Raw genomic sequence first — 19643 nt, forward strand, 5'->3', positions numbered from 1 at the left:
CTTTTTTATGTATCGACATTGACAACAAAGCAACACAAAAAACCTCCCATCCCACGAAAAAGGGACGAGAGGGTTCTCCCGCGGTACCACCCAAATTAGTGCAAGCACTCACTTTAAGTCCTTAACGCGGAATACGGCAAATACTAAAACGGGTTCATATTTGCAACTCAAAGGCGAGTTCACGGGGTTCTCTGATTGGCTTGCACCTCCCGCCAATTCTCTTGTTTCAGTGCCGCCGTTACTGCTCCTTGTCAACGTTCTTCTATCGTTTATTCAATTTATAACCTATTTTACAGAAATTCATTCCCGGTTTCAACATTATTTTCCTGCCACCTCAGAATGCGGTTTTTTTGCGAGCGGGCGGTCATACAACAAGGCCAGTAAAAGGGAAACGGCGAGAAAGAAAATGAGCAATCCGAACAATGCCTTCATGCCGAATGCATCTGCGACAAACCCGCCTACAACAGGGCCAATCATTCTGCCGCATGTTGCGACACTGTTAATGATGCCCTGGTAAAACCCTTCCCGCCCTTTCGGCGAAAGCGTATTGGCAACTGCGGGAACAGCCGGCCAGACAAGCATTTCCCCGACCGTTAAAATGCCCATTGCCACTGCAAAACCGGGAAAATGCCCGGCAAAAGCAACGACAGCGAATGACAGCATAAAAATGGCCGTCCCAGCAACAATTTGCTGTTTGACTTCCGGCAAGAACCGCTTTAAAAACGGCAAAAGGAGCGGCTGGCCGAGCACGATGATCGCGCCGTTCAATGTCCAAAGAAAGCTGTACTTGTTCAGCGATATATGAAGCGTCTGCGTATAAGTGGAAATCGTAGCCGTCCATTGCGTGTACGCCGTCCATGCCAGGAAATAAGCAAAGCATAATATGATGAGGGATGCCACTTGCGCCCTTCCTGCACTTTTGGCAGAAACAGCGGCTGCTCCCGCATACCCAGCATGTTTTTCGGCAATATTCCGGTAGCCGAAGATGGCAATCGCCATAAAAACGAGAAAAAGTGCAAGATTCGCTGCAAAAATAAGGTCAATGGAATAAGAGGCAATCACACCTCCCAGCGCGGCACCGAGTGCAACCCCGATGTTGTTGGCGACATAGATGGCATTGAACGCTTTTCTCCCTCCGCCTTTCCAAGCCGCGCCCGCCATTGCAAGGATCGCCGGGCCGATCATGCCGGAACCGAGCCCGATTGCGCCGAGGAAAAATACATAATCCGGCCAAGCGTGGTTCCATGTCAAGCCGGCAAGCGCAACGGCGGAAATCAGGCCGCCAAGCAGCACGGAACGATAACCCCCGATTTTATCATGCAAATAGCCGCCCAAAAGACTGCCGATGACGCTTGTAAAATGATTCAGCATGAGCACGAGCCCGGCGATAAACAGCGATTTGCCGAGATGATCGTGAATATAGATTGAATTTAACGGCCACAAAAAAGAAGCGCCAGTCATATTGACAGCCATGCCAATGACGAGCAGCCACACAGTTTTTGGCAAAAAGAATGCCCCCCTGCTAATGAATCGGTCAAAGGAAATTGTAGGGGTTTTTCCCGGCAGTTACAAGCATTCTTGCAAAATATAAATATTATGGCAATTCCCGCCCTCTGTTTGCGCCGCCATTTGCATGGAAAGCGGGATAAGGCCCGTGCCTTATCCCGCTTTCATGAATCCGGCCGGCTTTACTTGCTGTTTTTCCCAAGTTGCCGTGCCGAAACCGTTCCCATATTCCCGTTGTTCACGCCAGATTTTTCGCAGGAGTATCTTGCCTGGCTTTTCTGTTTTGCTTATCGGCAATTTTGCTCCCGCAAGCTTCGTTTTTGCCGGCAATTACATGGTCGGTTCATGTTCCTGCAAAATCATCTCGTTTTGCAGCTGCTGAATCACAAGGCGCATACGGTGGAGGCGCTCGCGCTGCTGGGAATTGGCACTGATCGCCAGTTTGCAAAGCTCGTTATAAGCGTCTTCCAGCTCTGTTAACGGCTCCGAAAAATCATAATAGCCGTAGTTTTCCTGGCGGTTGCCTTCCGCAAATTGCTCACGTGCCGATTGAACGGCTTGCTCGCAGCGGTTGATACAATTTTCGACTGCTTCCCGTGTGGCCATCACGATTCCCCCTTTATGCTTTGAAGCGTACAAGCTTCATTTGTATGATGCCCCGTGCAGAAAAATTGTTTCCCCTGCGCATTGGGAGTTTCTTCCGGACAGCAATTCCGAATCCGCCCACCTTTGCACCTGCATCCGTTCATGGTAAAATGCAAAAGAGCGCGCTGCAGAAAGACGGTTTATTACCATTTTGGCGCGCGAGCCTGCATGTCTGAAGAATAAGAACGATTTTGCCGTGTTCATTCCGGCATTCCTGTTAGAATGGAAATTTGATGTAAAACATGATTTTTAACGTGTCACTTATGCCTTTTTACGGTAAAAAAGAAACAGGCGTTCAACTTCCGCCTGTAGACCAATCAAAAAATGGAGATGTTGCAAAGATGAATATGCTTCCTGTTCTTCCATTTGCCCATTCACTGTTGGAAAAAGCCGTGAAAGAAGGCAGTTTTGCCATTGATGCCACGGCCGGGAACGGGCATGATACCGTTTTTCTCGCCAAACGGGTTGGAAAAAGCGGAAAAGTGTTTGCTTTTGATATCCAGCCGGAAGCGGTAAAACGGACAAAGGAACGCCTGGAGAAAGAAGGCCTCGTTACGCGCGCCGAACTTTTCTGCACCGGCCATGAACATGCCGGCGAGTGCATCCCGGCATCGCTGCACGGCAAAATCAGCGGAGCGGTGTTCAATCTTGGCTACTTGCCGGGCAGCGACAAAACGGTCATTACCCGGCCGGAGTCAACAATTGCCGCACTCGGGCAGATTTTCCCCATGCTTGAAACCGGCGGGATCATCGCAGTTGTGGTTTACCACGGGCATGAAGGCGGCGCATATGAACGTGACCGGCTCCTCGATTATGTAAAACAGCTCGACCAGAAAAAGGCGCATGTGCTCCGGTATGAATTCCCTAACCAGGCAAACCATCCGCCTTTTCTCATTGCCGCCCAAAAACGGTAACAAAGCGGACGGGTACGAATCCCTTTTTTCAATCGCGTATAAACACGGCCGGCTCCTGGTTAGCAAAAAGCCCGGACGGAAAAAATGCATGTGCTCCGGTATGAATTCTGTAACCAGGCAAACCATCCGCCCTTTCCCGTTTCCATCCGCCGGCTTATTTTACAATTGTTTTTGCCAGGCTGGCCGGGATCATGTTTTTGATGGCGCGGTACATTTTTCCGTTAACATAAAAGAATAAACTGATCGAGCCGGCAAATTTGATCATTTTCCGCGACAATTTCTGAACGCTCCGCTGCTTCCTCACCTTTTCATCTGACAAATAAACAGCCAAAAGCCCCCGGTTAATCAGCTTATGGAATTTTTCATTCGGAAGCCGGGCCGTATGTTTATCCGCCTCCTGCAAGAAATGCTTCAGCCGCTTAAACAGCTCTTCTTCTCCCGGGTAATAAAAACAAAAATTCAAATCCCCGCCTTTTTTGTCTTCGTCCTGGTCGATAAAATAATCCAGCAAAATATGCAGCCCCTGAATATAAGGAAAATACCCGTCACGGATAATTTTCGCATATTCAGGGCGGAAATCATCCCGGAGCGCATAGGAAACAAGGCAGAAAATCCCGAGGGTCGAGCCGGAACAGGCGGAAAATTCATACCATTCCATATCCGGAAAATCCGCCTTGTAGTGCAAAAACCATTCCTTTAGCCGCGGCACCCGTTCCTCTACGCGCACATGTTTATGTACCTGCAGATCCGAATAATAACGGCAAAGTTCCAGCAAATAAGGCTGAATGGCTTTATATTGGGGGATGCGGCTCAACACAACCTGGCATGTCCGCACGAGTTCATGCAAATAACCGCCGTCATCCTGGTCCTGCCTGTGCCGGTAATAATTTTTCAACGGTGCGCCGACCGTAAGCGCATCAGACATGGACTCGTGCAGCGCCCGGAAATCAACCGGGTCAAGCGATGTGCTGCGGTCGCATAAATTATCAAGATAGTCGCTGATCGTCTGGTATGCGACAATAAACCGGAAAGCCGCTGTCCGCTCTTCCATTGCCAAAAGGCCGAGAATCGACCCGCCTTCGCAGTGGAACGTTTTATGCTGAATGCTGGCGAGCGCCTGTGTCTTTAATTCATCATTGGGAATCCGGCGTGCCTTTTCCCGCCAGTAATGGAGTTCATGGTGGACAGCCGGCATCACCCGGCGGTAAACTTGCGCCATTAATGAGATCGGATAGGATGGGATTGTCACAAGCGTCACCTCATTCTAATATATAGCCTAACGCGCGGAGCCGGTTTTCCACAAAATTTTTCGCATAAAGGAAAACATCTTCCCTCTCCGGTTCATTGAAAATTTCATGGTAGCATTTCGGCCATTCTTTGTATAATTTTTCGGACACGGAAGTTTGGTTAAACCAATTCACGACAGCTCCCTTGTCCACAATTTTATCACTTCCGGCCTGCATGACAAGAAACGGGACGTCCGGCAGCCGCACGGTATCCATGTGTGCCTGCCGCATGGCTGCGAGCAGCTCGCGGTACCAGCGGACAGACACTTTTGTCAGCATCAATGAATCGTTGACCGCCTGCATTTGAATATCCTTATTCCGTGTTGCCATTTGCACGGTCAGCGGGCTGTTAAAGCGGAGGCCCGGGGCAATCCGGTTTAACCCGATTGAAAGCAGGCCGAGCAGCTTTGAAGGATACTGGACAAGCCCGAGGCACGGCGAGGAAAGCATAACCCCCGCAATTTTCAGATGTTCCTTCTCAAGCAGCCGGATGACCGCCAGCCCGCCCATGCTGTGGCCGAGGAGAAAAATCGGGAGGTCGAACTGGTATGCTGCCGTCACCCACTCTTTTATCTCTGTTGTATATTCATCAAAGGAATCAATATGCCCCCTTTTTGCTCTCGACGTCATCCCATGGCCGGGAAGATCGCCCATCACGACATGATAGCCGCTTGATCTCCACATCTCAATCAGCCAGCTGTAGCGGCGGTGATGTTCCATCGCGCCATGGACCATGACGATGACTGCTTTTGGGTTTTCATCTGCTTCCCATTTCCACATGTTCCTGCCTCCTTCAAAACCTGCGAAACCATCCTGCTTTTATTTTACCCATAATCCTTCTGTTCTGAAAAACATATGCCATTTTTAACTCGATTTATTCACAATTTGTTCCCAATTCTTTAAGATAAAAGAAAAGATCAAAAATAGGAGGGTACGAAATGATCTATGCTTACAATGGAAAAACCCCTTTGATTGCGCCGACTGCTTATATCGCAGACAATGTGGCCATTACGGGGGACGTTGAAATCGGCGGCCAGTCCGGCATCTGGTTCGGGACCGTCATCCGCGGCGATGTCGCACCGGTAAAAATCGGGCAAAAAGTGAATGTCCAGGATAACTGCGTCCTGCACGAAAGCCCGCAAACGCCGCTCATACTGGAAGATGAAGTGACGGTCGGCCACCAGGTGATTTTACATAGCTGCCATGTCCGGACAAAAGCTTTGATCGGCATGGGTTCAATCATCCTTGACGGCGCCGAAATCGGGGAAGGCGCTTTTATTGGCGCCGGCAGCCTTGTCACGCCCGGGAAAAAGATCCCGCCGCATACGCTTGCATTCGGCCGCCCGGCAAAAGTGATCCGCGCGCTTACCGAAAAAGATATCCAGGATATGCGCCGCATCGTCCGTGAATATGCTGAAAAAGCGCAGTACTATAAAAATGCCGCCGGGCGCTGACAAAGGTTAACGGCGGGCACCGGCAGCCGCATTGTTTTAAGCCGCAAATAGGCGAAAAAAGCATGATAAAAATAGGGCCATACTGCTAACCGGGTTTAAAAACCGCCGCGATGCAAAGCTTGCGGGCATGTGCGAAAAAAAGCGTTATACGATAAAGGGCCTGCCCCCGTTTCCGATTGATTACGGAAGCGGGGCCAGACCCCCCTTTTTTCTGTTACAACGAAGCGCCGGCAAGCCGCCCTTGTGTTCCTTTTTGAAAATCGTACTTGTCTTCCATATACACGGCATGCCACAGCATGAAAATCAGCACGGTCCAGATTTTCCGGCTGTAATCCAGCTTGCCTGCACAATGGTCTTCCAGCAGTTTTAATACATATTGTTTGTTGATGATGTCGTCCGTCGGGCTCGTTTTGATGATCTCTACCGCCCAATCATGCATTTCATCTTTCAGCCAGTGGCGGATCGGAACCGGGAACCCGAGTTTTTTCCGGTTCAGCACATGGTCCGGCACGATGCCTTCCACTGCTTTTCGCAAAATATACTTCGTTGTGTTATGGGACGTTTTTAAGCCCGCCGGAATTTGTGAAGCGACCCGGAACACTTCTTTATCCAAAAACGGCACACGCAGTTCAAGCGAATGGGCCATCGTCATCCGGTCCGCCTTCAGCAAAATATCGCCGCGCATCCACGTATGGATATCGATATATTGCATCCGGTCAACCGGGTCGTAGCCTTTCGTTTCATCGTACAGCGGCTTTGTGATATCGCGGTAGTCAAGGCTGTTGTTATAAGTCAACAGCAAGTCGCGTTTTTCTTCTTCCGTGTACATTTTCGCATTGCCGATATAACGGTCTTCCATTGGCGTGACACCGCGTTCGATAAAGCTCTTTCCTTTTACCCCTTCCGGCAGCACTTTCGCCAAAGCCTTCAAAATTGATTTTCCGGCAGCCGGAATTTTATCAAAAACTTCAAGCGACTGCGGTTCACGGTAAATATTATAGCCGCCGAACAATTCATCCGCGCCTTCGCCGGATAGGACAACGGTCACATGCTTTCTTGCTTCGCGCGCCACAAAATAAAGGGGAACACAAGCAGGATCTGCGAGCGGATCGTCCATATGCCAAATAATTTTTGGCAGTTCTTTCATATATTCCTCCGGCGTGATCACATAGCTGATATTTTCAACACCGAGTTTTTCCGCCGTTTCTTTGGCAACATCAATCTCGCTGTAGCCATCGCGTTCGAATCCGACGGAGAATGTTTTAATGCCCGGGTGGAACTGTTTTGCAATCGATGCCGTAATCGAGGAATCGATCCCGCCCGACAGGAACGCGCCAACCGGTACATCGCTGCGCATATGTACCTTTACGGAATCGATAAGCACATCGCGCACTTCTTTTACAAATTCGTCCTCGCTCTTATGGACCGGGTGGAAGGAAGCTTTCCAGAACTGTTTGATTTCCATCGGTTTGCCGATTTTTTTCATAAAATAATGGCCCGGTTCGAGTTTTCGGATGCCACTCGTCATGCTGAAAGGTTCCGGCACAAATTGATAGGTTAAATAGTATTGGACAGCATCATAATTGAGTTCCGGTTTTTCCATGGCAAGCAAAATGCTTTTCTTTTCGGAACCGAAATACATTTTATCGCCGTCTTCATAATAGAAAAACGGTTTAATGCCGAACGGGTCGCGCGCGCCGCACAGCGTTTGTTCCTGCTTATCCCAGATCGCAAATCCGAACATCCCGCGCAGGCGCCCGATTGCTTTTTCGCCGTAACGGCTGTACATGGCAAGGATGACTTCCGTATCCGAATTCGTTTCGAATGCCATCCCTTCTTTTAATAATTCTTCACGCAATTCAACATAATTATAAATTTCGCCATTAAAAATGATCCAGTACCGTTCGTTTTCGTATGTTAAAGGCTGGTGCCCCGCCTCGATGTCGATAATGCTCAGGCGCCTGAAACCGAACTGGATATGTTCGTCTTCATAAAAGCCTTCATCATCCGGGCCACGGTGCTCGATCATATGGTTCATCTGTTTAAACCGTTGCCTGTCTTCGTCTGATAATGTAACGGGTTGGTCATGGACGCAGCCAATAAATCCGCACATGTAAAAAGTCACCTACTTTAATCATTTCGATATACTTCTATTGTAAATTTATTTCTTGAAAAAACAAATCGATTTCCGCCAAAATTTGACGGCCAAAATCTGCACATGTAATATAGTTTAGCATGTTTTCCGGCAGTTTGCAGGGATTTTGTTAAAAAAGGTACATGTATCTCCCGCATGGAAAAAGAGCGGCCTATCAACAGGCACGCTCTTTTTCCCATTATTTTCCGATATGATTGCGGGCGAATTCATTCAACGCCCCGGCTTTGTCCGTTTTTTCCCAAGGCACATCCAAATCATCGCGGCCGAAATGCCCGTACGCAGCGGTCTGTCTGTAAATCGGGCGGCGCAAGTCGAGCATTTTGATAATGCCGGCCGGGCGCAGGTCAAAATGGGCTTCAACCGCCTCGATCAGCACTTCTTCCGGAACTTTTCCAGTCCCAAACGTATCGATGGAAATGGAAACGGGCTTCGCCACCCCGATCGCATACGCAAGCTGTACCTCACATTTTTCCGCAAGGCCGGCCGCAACAATATTTTTCGCAACATAGCGGGCGGCATAAGCAGCGGAACGGTCCACTTTCGTCGGGTCTTTCCCGGAAAATGCGCCGCCGCCGTGGCGTGCATATCCGCCGTACGTGTCGACAATGATTTTGCGGCCGGTCAGCCCGGCATCCCCTTGAGGGCCGCCGATAACAAAGCGGCCGGTCGGATTAATCAAATACTTTGTATCCGCATCGAGTAAGTCTGCCGGCACAACCGGTTCAATGACGTATTTTTTCATATCCCCCTGAATTTGCCCGGAACTGATGTCAGGATTATGCTGCGTTGAAATGACAATTGTATCAATCCGGGCAGGCTGGTTGTTCTCATCATATTCAACTGTCACCTGTGTCTTCGCATCCGGGCGCAAATACGGGATCACTTCATGTTTGCGGAGTTCAGCAAGACGGCGGGCAAGCTTGTGGGCAAGCGAAATGGGAAGCGGCATCAGCTCTTCTGTCTCATTGCAGGCAAACCCGAACATCAGGCCCTGGTCGCCGGCTCCGATTGCCTCAATCTCTTCATCGCTCATCCCGCCTTCGCGGGCTTCCAAAGCCTGGTTAACGCCGCGCGCAATATCCTCGGACTGTTCGTCAATCGATGTCAAAACAGCGCAGGTTTCCGCATCAAACCCGTATTTCGCGCGCGTATAGCCAATCTCTTTAATGGTCTTGCGCACCACTTTCGGAATATCCACATATGTATTGGTGGAAATTTCCCCCGTGACGAGCACGAGCCCTGTCGTGACGGAAGTTTCGCAGGCAACGCGGGCATTCGGGTCTTTTTCTAAAATGGCATCCAAAATGGCATCGGAAATCTGGTCGCAAATTTTGTCCGGATGGCCTTCCGTCACCGATTCCGATGTGAACAAATGCCGTCCTTTTAACATCCGCTTTTCCTCCTTATATTGTTACATATTGAAAACGGTACTCATACCCTAAACTCGATTCATTTTAAGTACAAAGCCAAAAATAAAAACCTTTCCCATTCATATGAGTGGAAAGGTTTTGACTTCAATCAATCGCGCCTTTCACTCTTATCGTTCAAGGAAACATTCCTTGCTGCAGGTTAGCACCTTTGCCTGGAAGTCAAGCGGCAGCTGCGTTGCGAGCGCATTGCCTGTTCCAGAGGCGGGTTGCTGGGTTTCATCGGGCCCGTCCCTCCACCAGCTCGGGATAAGAGTATCCGTTCAAAGTAAAATCATACGCAATTTAGCAGGCGCTGTCAATGCTTTTTTCACCATTTGCCCTTTTGCCCCCTGCATTTTTCCCGGGAAAAAGTATGTAATAAACGGATGAATATGTTATACTGATATCGTTTAAAGCGAAATAAGTTATTCAAAGGGGCGGTTTATGAAAATGGATCTGATTGGCGCTTCTGACGATTTAAAGTTTTTGTTGTCGGGGGAAAATGTGCGCATGCAGCTTTCCGTGCCGCAATTAATGGAAAAAATTATTGAACGGAAAGAAGCTGTGCTGACAACGGAAGGGGCCATTTCTGCTACAACAGGAAAATACACAGGAAGGTCGCCGAAAGATAAATTTATTGTCGTCGACTCCGAATCAAAAGACCGTGTCGACTGGGGCAAAATCAACCAGCCGGTATCTCCCGGCGTGTTCAACAGGCTCTATGAAAAAATGATCCGGCATTTAAAAGGGAAAGACGAAATTTTTGTGTTTAAAGGTTTTGCGGGTGCCGATCCAAAAAGCCGCCTTCCGATCCAGACCGTGAATGAGTTCGCCTGGCATAATTTATTCGCGCATCAATTGTTTATCCGGCCGGATGCGGAGGAACTCAATCAACACGATGCGCAATTTACCATTCTTTCCGCGCCGCTGTTTAAAGCAGACCCGGCGCTTGACGGCACGAATTCCGAAGCGTTCATCATGATTTCACTTGAACGCCGGATGATTCTGATCGGCGGAACGGAATATGCAGGCGAAATGAAAAAAAGCATTTTTTCCATCATGAATTATTTGCTGCCGCAAAAAGGCATCCTTCCCATGCACTGCTCCGCCAATACCGGGAAAAACGGCGATACGGCCCTGTTTTTCGGCTTGTCCGGGACCGGGAAAACGACACTTTCCGCCGATCCGGAGCGCGCGCTTATAGGGGACGATGAGCACGGCTGGTCCGACAGCGGCGTCTTCAATATTGAAGGCGGATGCTATGCAAAGTGCATCGGGCTTACAGAAGAAAAAGAACCGCAAATTTACCGGGCAATCCGGTTTGGGACCGTACTTGAAAATGTAGTCGTAGATCCGGTGTCCCGTAGGCCGCAATATGGCAACAATGCACTGACGGAAAATACAAGGGCTGCTTACCCGATTGAAAACATCGGCAATATTGCCCGTTCCGGCATGGCCGGCCATCCGTCAACCATTATATTTCTGACGGCTGATGCGTCCGGTGTCCTGCCACCGATCAGCAGGCTGACAAAAGAGCAGGCCATGTACCATTTCTTGAGCGGTTACACTTCCAAACTGGCCGGCACCGAACGCGGCGTCACGCGCCCGGAAGCTGTGTTCTCCACTTGCTTCGGCGCGCCGTTTTTGCCGCTTGAGCCCGCCGTTTATGCGGAAATGCTCGGAGAGAAAATTGGCAGGCACAACGTCCAGGTATTTCTGGTCAATACCGGCTGGACAGGCGGCCCGTACGGAACCGGTTCCCGCATGAAATTAAGCTATACGAGGGCCATGGTCCGGGCTGCGATAAACGGCAAACTGAAAAATGTGGAAACGCGGCAGGATGATATTTTCGGGCTGCACATCCCGGCCCGTATTGAAGGGGTGCCGGAGAAAGTCCTTTATCCGCAAGATACATGGGCGGACAAGCAGGCTTACCGTGAAAAAGCGTTCGAACTTGCAACCCGGTTCAAAGAAAATTTCCGGCAATTTTCATCAGTGCCGGATGATATTGAAAAACTCGGCGGCCCGCTTATTTAAGCATAAGCGGGAGCCCGGCTAAAACCAGGTACTTGCCTGGACGGCGCTGATTCCTTCCTGCAGTGCCCATTGGTGGTGGGTGCCGGCCATTTTTTCCGCAGCCTCGTGAAGGTTGAGCCATTCCAGGTTATGGCTACCTTTGCGGGGCTGTTCCCATTTTCCCAAATAAAACAGACCTTCATCCATGGACCGCGCGCCTGTTTCCTGTGCCGCTTTGCCTAAAAAGCCCGCAATTTCAAGATCCGCGCCGACTGTCCGCATCAGGCAGGCAAGTTCAGACTCCCCGCGGCTGATTTCCCCGCCCGGCAGCCTGTAGCCACTGCCCGACGGCACCACCCCGACTTTTTCTTTTTTCGCATCAAAAATGACGGCATATGCGCCGCAAGCTTTTTTGTAGCCCGTTTCCATCTTTGGCATTCCTCCTTTTTTAAGCAAATGCAAAGACCGGCCCCTTTTCCCTCAAGTATCCATTATGGCGGATGCTTGGGCCGGCCCTTTTTAAATCGCTTCGGCCTGTTCCTTTTTCCAGTTTCAGAAGCCGGCCTTTTCTCTTACGATTAGTATTTTCAATCCTGCCCATTTCATCCCGAAAAACCAGGCTGGCGGCACCTTGCAAGGCGTGTGTTGCGTCTGCCAATATTCCGCCGCCGGATCCGTTTTTTCTCCGCGCTACTCGCAAGCTGATCCAGTTCCGTTCACCAGGCATGGCCCTTTGGCCGGATCCCGGCGTTCTCCGGTAAAATCAGCCGGGCATTGCACTTGTAAAATTCCCTTCCGCCCGTCCTGATAAACCAAACAGGCGCCGCGGATCATGGTGCGGCGCCTGTTTAATTCGGCGTGTTCAAAGAAACCAGTTCATAATGAACGATCGTTGTATTGTTTTCCCATTCCAGTTTGCGGATGACAGCGCTCCCGCTCGGCCCGTGTTCCTTCTTTTTCCGGATTTCAACTGGCGTATCAAGCGGATACACGCAGTAACCCGGTTGCTTCAGCAAAAAGAGGTTTTGCTCAATACGCTCTTCTTTCCCGTTCGTCACGAGCATCGTATCGAGTTCCATCGGCATTCCCATTCGGCTCACCTCCGTCGTTGCTTCTATTGTATCATGTGCGGAATGCCTTTTCATCCAAACGCTGGCATCATGGACAACCCGCCGGTTTACAGGCGGCGGGAAATGGTGGCCAAGCTCCGGGAAATACCATGTTTCAACCGGTTTTCCAAGCTGTTTGAGCCCGCGTTCGAGACGAATGGCGTGTTCCACGGACACATTTTGATCCTGCTCCCCGTGGATGACGAGAACGGGGCAACCAATTTGCCCGAGCTTATACAGCGGCGTCCGCACCCGGTACCGTTCTGGATATTTTTCCGGCGTGCCCCCGATCACGCGCTTCATCATTTTTCGCAAATCGACCCGTTCCGCATAACAAAGCGCAACATCCGAAACGCCGCCCCACGTGACAAGAGACGCGGCCGGCCGGGCTTGCGCGGTGCCGAGTGCCATGATGCCGCCGCGGGAAAATCCGAAAACGTGGACACGCCCGCTTACCCGCTCATGCTCCATCAATACGTCAAAGCCAAAATAGGCATCATGCATATCATCTCCGCCAAAGTCTTCATCGCCTTCCCCGCCCCGGTTGCCGCGGTAAAAAGGCGCGAAAACGATAAACCCTTCCGACGCAAACTCGCCGATCCTTGCAGGCCGCACCATGCCGACGCTTTTGATGCCGCCGCGCAAATATAAAAACCCGTCATAAATGCGCCCGTCATCCGGCTCTGCCAGCAACCCTTTCACTTTTAGGCCGTCCGACCAGTATGTCACCAGATACATGCGCACATGCGGATTCGGGGACGGAAAAAGCTGCTTTTCGATCACGGTCTTCAAATTGCATCACCTTTTCAGTGTTTCGTTTAATTGATCCGCTGCAAAGATTGCCTCTTTATCATGTACAATATCGCCGGGTTTATTGCCCTCTCCAAGAATGTAACCGTCAAAACGCATGCCTAAAAAGCCGAAAATATATGCAAACTGCTGGATCAGCGGCAGCCCCTTGACACGCGGCATATCCCCGCCGGCTGCAATCACATAAATTTTTTTCTCCGACATTCTTTTTTTAAAGTCCGGAAACTGCGGATCCCGCAATGTTTGTGACCAGCGATCGATGAAGTTTTTCATCAGCCCCGACATCCCGTACCAGTAAATCGGCGTTGCAAAGATAATCGTATCGCACATTAAAATATGCTGGATGAGAATGCTATAATCATCCTCCACTTTTGAAAACCCTGAATCCGTGTGGCGTTTGTCTTCGACCGGAAGAATACGCGCATCTTTTAAATAAAAGCGCTCCACATGCATGCCTTCCACTGCGCGTTCCGCGAGCAGCTCTGTATTGCCGCGCGGGCGCGAACTTCCGTAAATCACTGCAATCGTCATGGCTGTAACCTCTTTTATCCATTTACTTTTTACTTTCTATGCCAGTATGTCGGCCACAGCCGGCGCCTGTCAAGCAATTCGGATTCCGGCGGTTTTCCAAAAAACTTTTAAAACCCGTGCGCTTTCAGTTAAAATAAAGGTATTGGAAAAAATTTTTAAAAAACACTGAACTGTAAAAATTATTTTGAAGCAGCAGGTTCATAAAGGAGATTGACTTTCGATGACCTATTATTTAGGCGTAGATATCGGTACAACATCAACAAAATCTGTTTTATTCGGCGAAAAAGGAAAAGTCATCAGCATGCACCATGCAGGCTATCCGCTTTACAGCCCGTCCCCCCAGGTCGCCGAGCAGCATCCGGATGAAATTTTCCGCGCCGTCATTGACTCGATGAAAACAGCGATCGCCAAAAGCGGCGTTGATCCTTCCGAAATAAAACTCGTTTCGTTCAGTTCCGCAATGCACAGCCTGATTGCAGTGGACAAAGGCGGCAAACCGCTAACCAACTGCATCACCTGGGCTGACGCGCGCGCGGCAAAATGGGCGAAAAAAATAAAGGATGAATGGCACGGCCAGGACATTTACAGGCGGACCGGCACCCCTATCCATCCGATGTCCCCCCTTTCCAAAATGACATGGCTCCGCCACGATGTACCGGAGCTGTTCAAAAAAACGTTCAAGTTTATCGGCATTAAAGAGTATATTTTTTATCGCTTTTTCGGGCAGTATATCGTCGATTATTCGCTTGCCTCTGCGACCGGCCTTTTTAATCTCCACGGCCTGGACTGGGACAAAGAGGCGCTGGATGTGGCCGGCATTACGGCAGAACAGCTGTCAAAACCTGTGCCGACAACCTTTTACCTCACCGGGCTTGCGCCGGAATATGCGGCCGAAACCGGCATTCCGCAAGACACGCCGTTTGTTGCCGGCGCAAGTGACGGGGTGCTTTCGAATCTCGGCGTGAATGCGATCGACCCCGGTGTTGTCGCGATCACGATCGGGACAAGCGGCGCGATCCGGACCGTTACGGATAAACCTGTGACCGATCCAAAGGGAAGGATTTTCTGCTATGCGTTAACGGAAAACCACTGGGTCGTCGGCGGGCCGGTCAATAACGGCGGCATGACGTTCCGGTGGGTGCGCGATGAACTGGCCGCAGCCGAAGTCGAGACGGCAAAACGGCTCGGCATTGATCCGTTGAAGTACTGACGAAAATTGCCGCCCGTGTTGCCCCGGGATCGGACGGGCTCATCTTTCATCCGTACCTGGCCGGCGAGCGCGCGCCGATTTGGAACGCGGATGCAAGGGGATCGTTTTTCGGCCTCGGCCTGCACCATAAACGCGAGCATATGGTCCGCGCCGTGCTGGAAGGCGTGATTTATAATCTCTATACGGTTATGCTGGCGCTTCAGGAAATGATCGGCATCCCGAAAAAAATCCAGGCGACCGGCGGCTTTGCCCGCTCCGATTTGTGGCGGCAAATGCTCGCTGATATTTTCAACCAGGAAGTCGTCGTGCCGGAAAGTTTTGAAAGCTCCTGCCTCGGGGCGATCGTCCTTGGCATGTATGCGCTCGGCGAAATAGATGATTTCTCGGCCGTCTCAGACTGGATCGGCGCCACGCACACCCATCGCCCGATTCCGGAAAATACTGCGGTATACGAAGAGATCCTCCCGATTTACATCCGGATCTCCCGCCTGCTTGAAGGGGAATACACCAACATTGCCGCATTTCAGCGGAAATGGGTGAAATAACAATGGCGTGAAGGGCAAAAACAACGGACACGCATGGATTTGACGGGAGACAATGGAGCTGTGCCATTTGCTTTTGGGCCGATTTGAAATCGCGGCGCTTTTCGCAAAACCAGGTCGTCCGCTTTGCGCATGGAACAATTTAGAAGATACAGACAGGGATGGATGGAACACGGCCATTCCGCTTTAAAATTTGCGAAGGACCGGCGTTTCAACTGGCCATGGACACGCGGCAAGCGACGGTATCCTGCTCATAAAAAAGGCTGCCCCTTTAGCTGTTTAAAGGGTGCAGCCTTTTTGAATATTGCCCCCGATCGCGGACAGAAATGTGCTTTCCCGGCCCCAGCCAGGAACAGGTTCAAACGCAACATCCCGATCCGGCTGGTCTCCGGCACCGTTCTCGTTTTATCTTTTCTCCCCCAACCCGGCAAAATAGATTTTTAATTGATTAGGCGTTCACACAATCAACTCACGCGGCATAGGCTGTAAAAAAGTCCAATGAGGAGGTTGCATGATGAAAAAGTGGCTCAAATCCGGATTCACGCTTCTGCTTGCCGTATTGCTTGCATTCAGTTTAAGCGCGTGCGGGAGTAAAGGTTCAAAGAAAAAAGCATTGCAAAAAGTGCGGGTTGCCGAAGTGACGCGTTCCGTCTTTTACACCCCGCTTTATGTCGCGCTTGCGAAAGGCTATTTCAAAGAGGAAGGGCTTGATATTAAGCTGGCGACCACATGGGGCGGGGACAAAACGATGACTGCCCTGCTTTCAGGGGGAACCGATATTGCGCTCGTCGGATCGGAAACGTCCATCTACGTATACAAACAAAAAGGGGCAGACCCGGTTATCAATTTTGCGCAGCTGACGGCGACAGACGGAACATTTCTCGTCTCGCGAAAAAAAATCGGCCATTTTTCGTGGGATATGTTGAAAGGCACCACTTTTCTCGGCCAAAGGAAAGGCGGAATGCCGCAGATGGTCGGCGAATATGTCCTGAAAAAGCACGGCATTGACCCGCACAAAGACACGAAGCTGATCCAAAACATCGATTTTGCCAATGTCGCCAATGCTTATGCATCCGGCACAGGGGATTTTGTCCAGCTGTTTGAACCGACCGCATCCACAATGGAAAAAGAAGGAAAGGGTTATATTGTGGCTTCTTTCGGCAAAGAATCTGGCAAAGTGCCGTACACCACCTTCATGGCAAAGCAAAGCTATTTGAAAGAACATGAAAAAACAGCGGTGAAATTTGTCCGCGCCCTGCTGAAGGCCGGAAAATGGGTGCAAAAAACCGATGCGGAAACGGTCGCAAAAACAGTCCAGCCTTATTTTAAAGACACGAATACCGATATGCTCGCCTCCTCTATTGAACGGTACCGCAGCCAGGGCTCGTTTAGCAGCGATATGATTTTAACCAAAAGCGGCTGGAACACGCTCCAGGACATCATGAAAGAAGCCGGCGAACTCGACCATACTGTGCCGTACGACAAACTGGTCAACGCATCCATTGTGAAAAAAGCAAAATAACGGAAAGGGGGTGCGCCCCTTCAGGCGGGCAGCACATATGCGTTTTTTGACCGTTCAAAACGTCAATCACACCTATTTTACGGCTAAACAGGCCACAAAGGCGCTTGAAAACATTTCGTTTCAAATGGAGGAAGGGGAGTTTGTCTCGATTTTGGGCCCGAGTGGCTGCGGAAAAACAACACTGCTTTCGATTCTTGCAGGGCTTCTGCAACCGACTGCGGGGATTGTGCAGATTGACGGCAAATTGCCAGGTTCCCAGCAATCTTCCATCGGCTATATGCTTCAGCAGGACTATTTGTTTCCGTGGAAAACAATTGAAGAAAACATCATGATCGGGCTGAAATTGGAGAAACAGCTGAATCCGGCGTCAAGAAAACATGCACTCGGGCTTTTGCAAACGATCGGCCTTGCCGGCACCGAAAACCAATACCCGCGCCAACTTTCGGGGGGAATGCGGCAGCGGGCGGCACTTGTGCGGACGCTCGCGGTCGATCCGAAAATCCTGCTGCTGGATGAACCGTTTTCCGCCCTTGATTTTCAGACGAAATTAAAACTGGAGGACCTGGTATTTGACACGCTGAAGCAATTTCATAAAACAGCAGTGCTTGTCACGCACGATATCGGCGAAGCCATTGCGATGAGCGACCGGATCCTGCTGTTGGCGTCAAAACCTGGCAGGCTCCATAAAATTTTTGATGTGCCAGAAGAGCTGCGCCGCCTCCGCCCGTTTGAAGCGCGGAGCCGGCAAACCTATTCCGAACTTTTCAACGACATATGGAAGGAGCTGGAGTCCCTTGAAAACAGCTGAAAATACAGCGCTCCTGCATGAAGATTACCTTGCCGCGATACGCAAAGAAAAACGCCGGGTCCGCTTTTTCCAGCTTTTCATTTTAATTGTCTTTTTCTGCCTTTGGGAAGTGGCGAGCCGCCTGCATTGGATTGACCCGTTGATTTTCAGCTCCCCGTCCAAAGTGTGGGCGTTATTGGTGGCAAAGTTAGAAGACGGCTCGCTTTACGTCCATTTGGGAATCACCGTTTTTGAAACCGTCATGGGCTTTATCCTCGGGACTGTGCTCGGCGCGGCACTTGCCGCCGTTCTTTGGTGGTCGCCGTTTTTATCGAAGATTCTTGACCCGTATCTCGTCGTCCTTAACGCCATGCCGAAAGTAGCGCTCGGTCCGATTTTAATTGTCAGCATGGGCCCGGGATTCTCTTCTATTGTTGCCATGGGCGTCATTATCTCCGTCATTGTGACAACCATCGTCATTTATACGGCGTTCCGGGATGTGGACCCGAATTACACGAAAGTGCTGCACTCGTTCGGCGCCTCCCGTTTACAGGTGTTCCGGGAAGCCATTTTCCCGGCATCGATTCCTGTGATCATTTCCACGCTGAAAGTCAATGTCGGGCTTGCATGGGTCGGGGTCATTGTCGGCGAGTATCTCGTATCTTCAAAAGGGCTCGGCTACATGATCATCTATGGTTTCCAGGTGTTTAATTTTACGCTCGTCATGCTTTCGATGATCCTGATTGCCATTGTGGCAACCATGATGTACCAGCTTGTCGGCTGGCTGGAGAAAAAGCTGGCAAAAGACAGATGAGGGTTCCCCCATTCTTATTTTTCAAGATGCCTGAGCGCTGTTTCGACAACCCCGTCTTTCATGAGAAAACTGAATGACGGGGACTGCAATTTTTCAACAAGATTCCCTTCCACAACAACAGGCCCATCCGTTTCCAAATAGTCGTGTTTGGGTTCAAGCCGGCCGATGCCCGCGTAAAAAACTGCCTTCACAAACGGCCCGCGCGCCTGATCACAGACGCAATACTCCCCGATATATTGAAGGTTTTCCGGAATACCGCCCGTTTCTTCATACAGCTCGCGTCGAGCCGCTTCCCGGACCGTCTCGCCCGCTTCCCTTTTTCCGCCGGGAAACTCAAGCCCCCGCTTCGGATGCCTTGTCAAAAGCCAGTTTCCGCGGTAGCGTGCGAGCACGAGCACATGCTGCGGCTCTATGGAAAAAGCATTTTTTTCAAAAATAAGTGTAACTGGGTTGCCGTTCAAATCTGTAAACCGGTACACATCAAATCCCTCCTGTTCTTCATTATACGCAAGCGGGTGCAAAAATTGGCGAAATTTTTATTGAAACCTCTTGCATTTTTCGAGGTACATCGCGTGAAAATAATCATAAAATGTTTAAAAAGGCCCCATTGCGGATAGTGAATAAGAAATAAATAAAGGAGGAGACGGCATGAGGCTAGTCGATGAATTGTTTGAGCTGTACCGGGACCGGCTGACGGGGGATGAAGAAGACTTGGACGCCATTTCTGCAGCGGTCGTCGAAAATTACAACCGGAAAGACCTGCTTGGGATTGTGCGCGAAATGAGCACAGCCGAACTGGAACATTTTATCGGATTATACATACTGGAGACACTGAAAGATAAATTTTCCGATTACGCAGGCTTTGACGCTTACCCGACAACAAAATATTTGCAGTAATAAAGGCTGTTCCGCTTTGGCGGGACAGCCTTTATG

General features: G+C 50.2%; 17 protein-coding genes, 1 pseudogene, 1 riboswitch and 1 other annotated feature. Of the genes and pseudogenes, 8 read left to right on the forward strand and 10 right to left on the reverse strand.

Translation table 11 applies throughout. From position 1 onward, the window contains the following. Window positions 1-57: 57 nt before the first annotated feature. Window positions 58-264 (reverse strand) — a binding site (T-box leader). Between the two features lie 54 nt (window positions 265-318). Continuing rightward, on the reverse strand, window positions 319-1506 hold the full coding sequence (locus NST20_RS10725; RefSeq protein WP_013860009.1) for an MFS transporter: 1188 nt from the start codon (window positions 1504-1506) through the stop codon (window positions 319-321). Window positions 1507-1836: 330 nt separating this feature from the next. Beyond that, window positions 1837-2112, reverse strand: coding sequence for a YtzC family protein (locus tag NST20_RS10730; protein WP_013860011.1), 276 nt, complete (start codon window positions 2110-2112; stop codon window positions 1837-1839). Window positions 2113-2492: 380 nt separating this feature from the next. Here NST20_RS10730 and NST20_RS10735 point away from each other — a divergent pair, with 380 nt between their 5' ends. Further along, a complete protein-coding gene (locus NST20_RS10735; protein ID WP_342399425.1) occupies window positions 2493-3065 on the forward strand; it encodes a class I SAM-dependent methyltransferase in 573 nt (190 codons plus the stop codon). A gap of 154 nt (window positions 3066-3219) precedes the next feature. On the opposite strand, the gene NST20_RS10740 is transcribed toward NST20_RS10735, so the two are convergent. Then, window positions 3220-4314, reverse strand: coding sequence for a tetraprenyl-beta-curcumene synthase family protein (locus NST20_RS10740; protein WP_029141463.1), 1095 nt, complete (start codon window positions 4312-4314; stop codon window positions 3220-3222). Between the two features lie 10 nt (window positions 4315-4324). Further along, window positions 4325-5131, reverse strand: a complete 807-nt coding sequence (locus NST20_RS10745; RefSeq protein ID WP_029141464.1) for an alpha/beta hydrolase — start codon at window positions 5129-5131, stop codon at window positions 4325-4327. Between the two features lie 158 nt (window positions 5132-5289). Here NST20_RS10745 and NST20_RS10750 point away from each other — a divergent pair, with 158 nt between their 5' ends. Continuing rightward, window positions 5290-5805: a gamma carbonic anhydrase family protein gene (locus NST20_RS10750; protein WP_013860015.1), complete on the forward strand. Its 516-nt coding sequence runs from the start codon at window positions 5290-5292 to the stop codon at window positions 5803-5805. A 214-nt stretch (window positions 5806-6019) separates the two neighbouring features. Here the strand turns inward: NST20_RS10750 and asnB are convergent, their stop codons facing one another. Together asnB and metK are read right to left on the reverse strand one after the other, a co-directional pair. Beyond that, window positions 6020-7918, reverse strand: a complete 1899-nt coding sequence (asnB, locus tag NST20_RS10755; protein WP_342399426.1) for an asparagine synthase (glutamine-hydrolyzing) — start codon at window positions 7916-7918, stop codon at window positions 6020-6022. 220 nt (window positions 7919-8138) lie between these two features. Next, window positions 8139-9350, reverse strand: a complete 1212-nt coding sequence (metK, locus tag NST20_RS10760) for a methionine adenosyltransferase (RefSeq protein WP_029141467.1) — start codon at window positions 9348-9350, stop codon at window positions 8139-8141. A gap of 144 nt (window positions 9351-9494) precedes the next feature. Next, a riboswitch (SAM riboswitch) is annotated at window positions 9495-9643 on the reverse strand. Between the two features lie 176 nt (window positions 9644-9819). Here metK and pckA point away from each other — a divergent pair. After that, a complete protein-coding gene (gene pckA, locus NST20_RS10765) occupies window positions 9820-11406 on the forward strand; it encodes a phosphoenolpyruvate carboxykinase (ATP) (protein ID WP_265115782.1) in 1587 nt (528 codons plus the stop codon). An 18-nt stretch (window positions 11407-11424) separates the two neighbouring features. Here the strand turns inward: pckA and NST20_RS10770 are convergent, their stop codons facing one another. From NST20_RS10770 to NST20_RS10780, 3 genes are all read right to left on the reverse strand, one after another. Further along, window positions 11425-11814: a DNA mismatch repair protein MutT gene (locus tag NST20_RS10770; RefSeq protein WP_013860019.1), complete on the reverse strand. Its 390-nt coding sequence runs from the start codon at window positions 11812-11814 to the stop codon at window positions 11425-11427. Window positions 11815-12233: 419 nt separating this feature from the next. Next, entirely contained in the window at window positions 12234-13277 is a 1044-nt protein-coding gene (locus NST20_RS10775) for a DUF2584 family protein (RefSeq protein WP_235601649.1), read from the reverse strand. Window positions 13278-13292: 15 nt separating this feature from the next. Further along, window positions 13293-13835, reverse strand: coding sequence for a flavodoxin family protein (locus NST20_RS10780; RefSeq protein WP_013860022.1), 543 nt, complete (start codon window positions 13833-13835; stop codon window positions 13293-13295). Window positions 13836-14055: 220 nt separating this feature from the next. Here NST20_RS10780 and gntK point away from each other — a divergent pair. The 4 genes and pseudogenes from gntK (at window position 14056) to NST20_RS10800 (ending at window position 18710) form a co-directional block, all read left to right on the forward strand. Next, window positions 14056-15590: pseudogene (gntK, locus tag NST20_RS10785) on the forward strand (gluconokinase). Window positions 15591-16101: 511 nt separating this feature from the next. Beyond that, entirely contained in the window at window positions 16102-17109 is a 1008-nt protein-coding gene (locus NST20_RS10790) for an ABC transporter substrate-binding protein (RefSeq protein ID WP_118498325.1), read from the forward strand. Window positions 17110-17146: 37 nt separating this feature from the next. After that, the gene (locus NST20_RS10795) at window positions 17147-17917 is read left to right on the forward strand and encodes an ABC transporter ATP-binding protein (protein WP_342399427.1); all 771 of its coding nucleotides are present in this window, start codon (window positions 17147-17149) and stop codon (window positions 17915-17917) included. Further along, on the forward strand, window positions 17904-18710 hold the full coding sequence (locus tag NST20_RS10800) for an ABC transporter permease (RefSeq protein WP_019720652.1): 807 nt from the start codon (window positions 17904-17906) through the stop codon (window positions 18708-18710). The genes NST20_RS10795 and NST20_RS10800 overlap by 14 nt, the downstream gene beginning before the upstream one ends. Before the next feature lie 14 nt (window positions 18711-18724). Here the strand turns inward: NST20_RS10800 and ytkD are convergent, their stop codons facing one another. Further along, window positions 18725-19189 (reverse strand): RNA deprotection pyrophosphohydrolase, encoded by a 465-nt coding sequence (gene ytkD / locus NST20_RS10805; RefSeq protein WP_026104708.1) that lies wholly within the window; start codon window positions 19187-19189, stop codon window positions 18725-18727. A gap of 169 nt (window positions 19190-19358) precedes the next feature. Between ytkD and NST20_RS10810 the strand changes: the two genes are divergently transcribed. Continuing rightward, window positions 19359-19607, forward strand: coding sequence for a DUF6154 family protein (locus tag NST20_RS10810; RefSeq protein WP_013860030.1), 249 nt, complete (start codon window positions 19359-19361; stop codon window positions 19605-19607). Window positions 19608-19643 lie beyond the last annotated feature (36 nt).

Origin of the sequence: Weizmannia sp. FSL W8-0676, assembly GCF_038593015.1 — a bacterium.
Lineage (GTDB): Bacteria > Bacillota > Bacilli > Bacillales > Bacillaceae_C > Weizmannia > Weizmannia coagulans.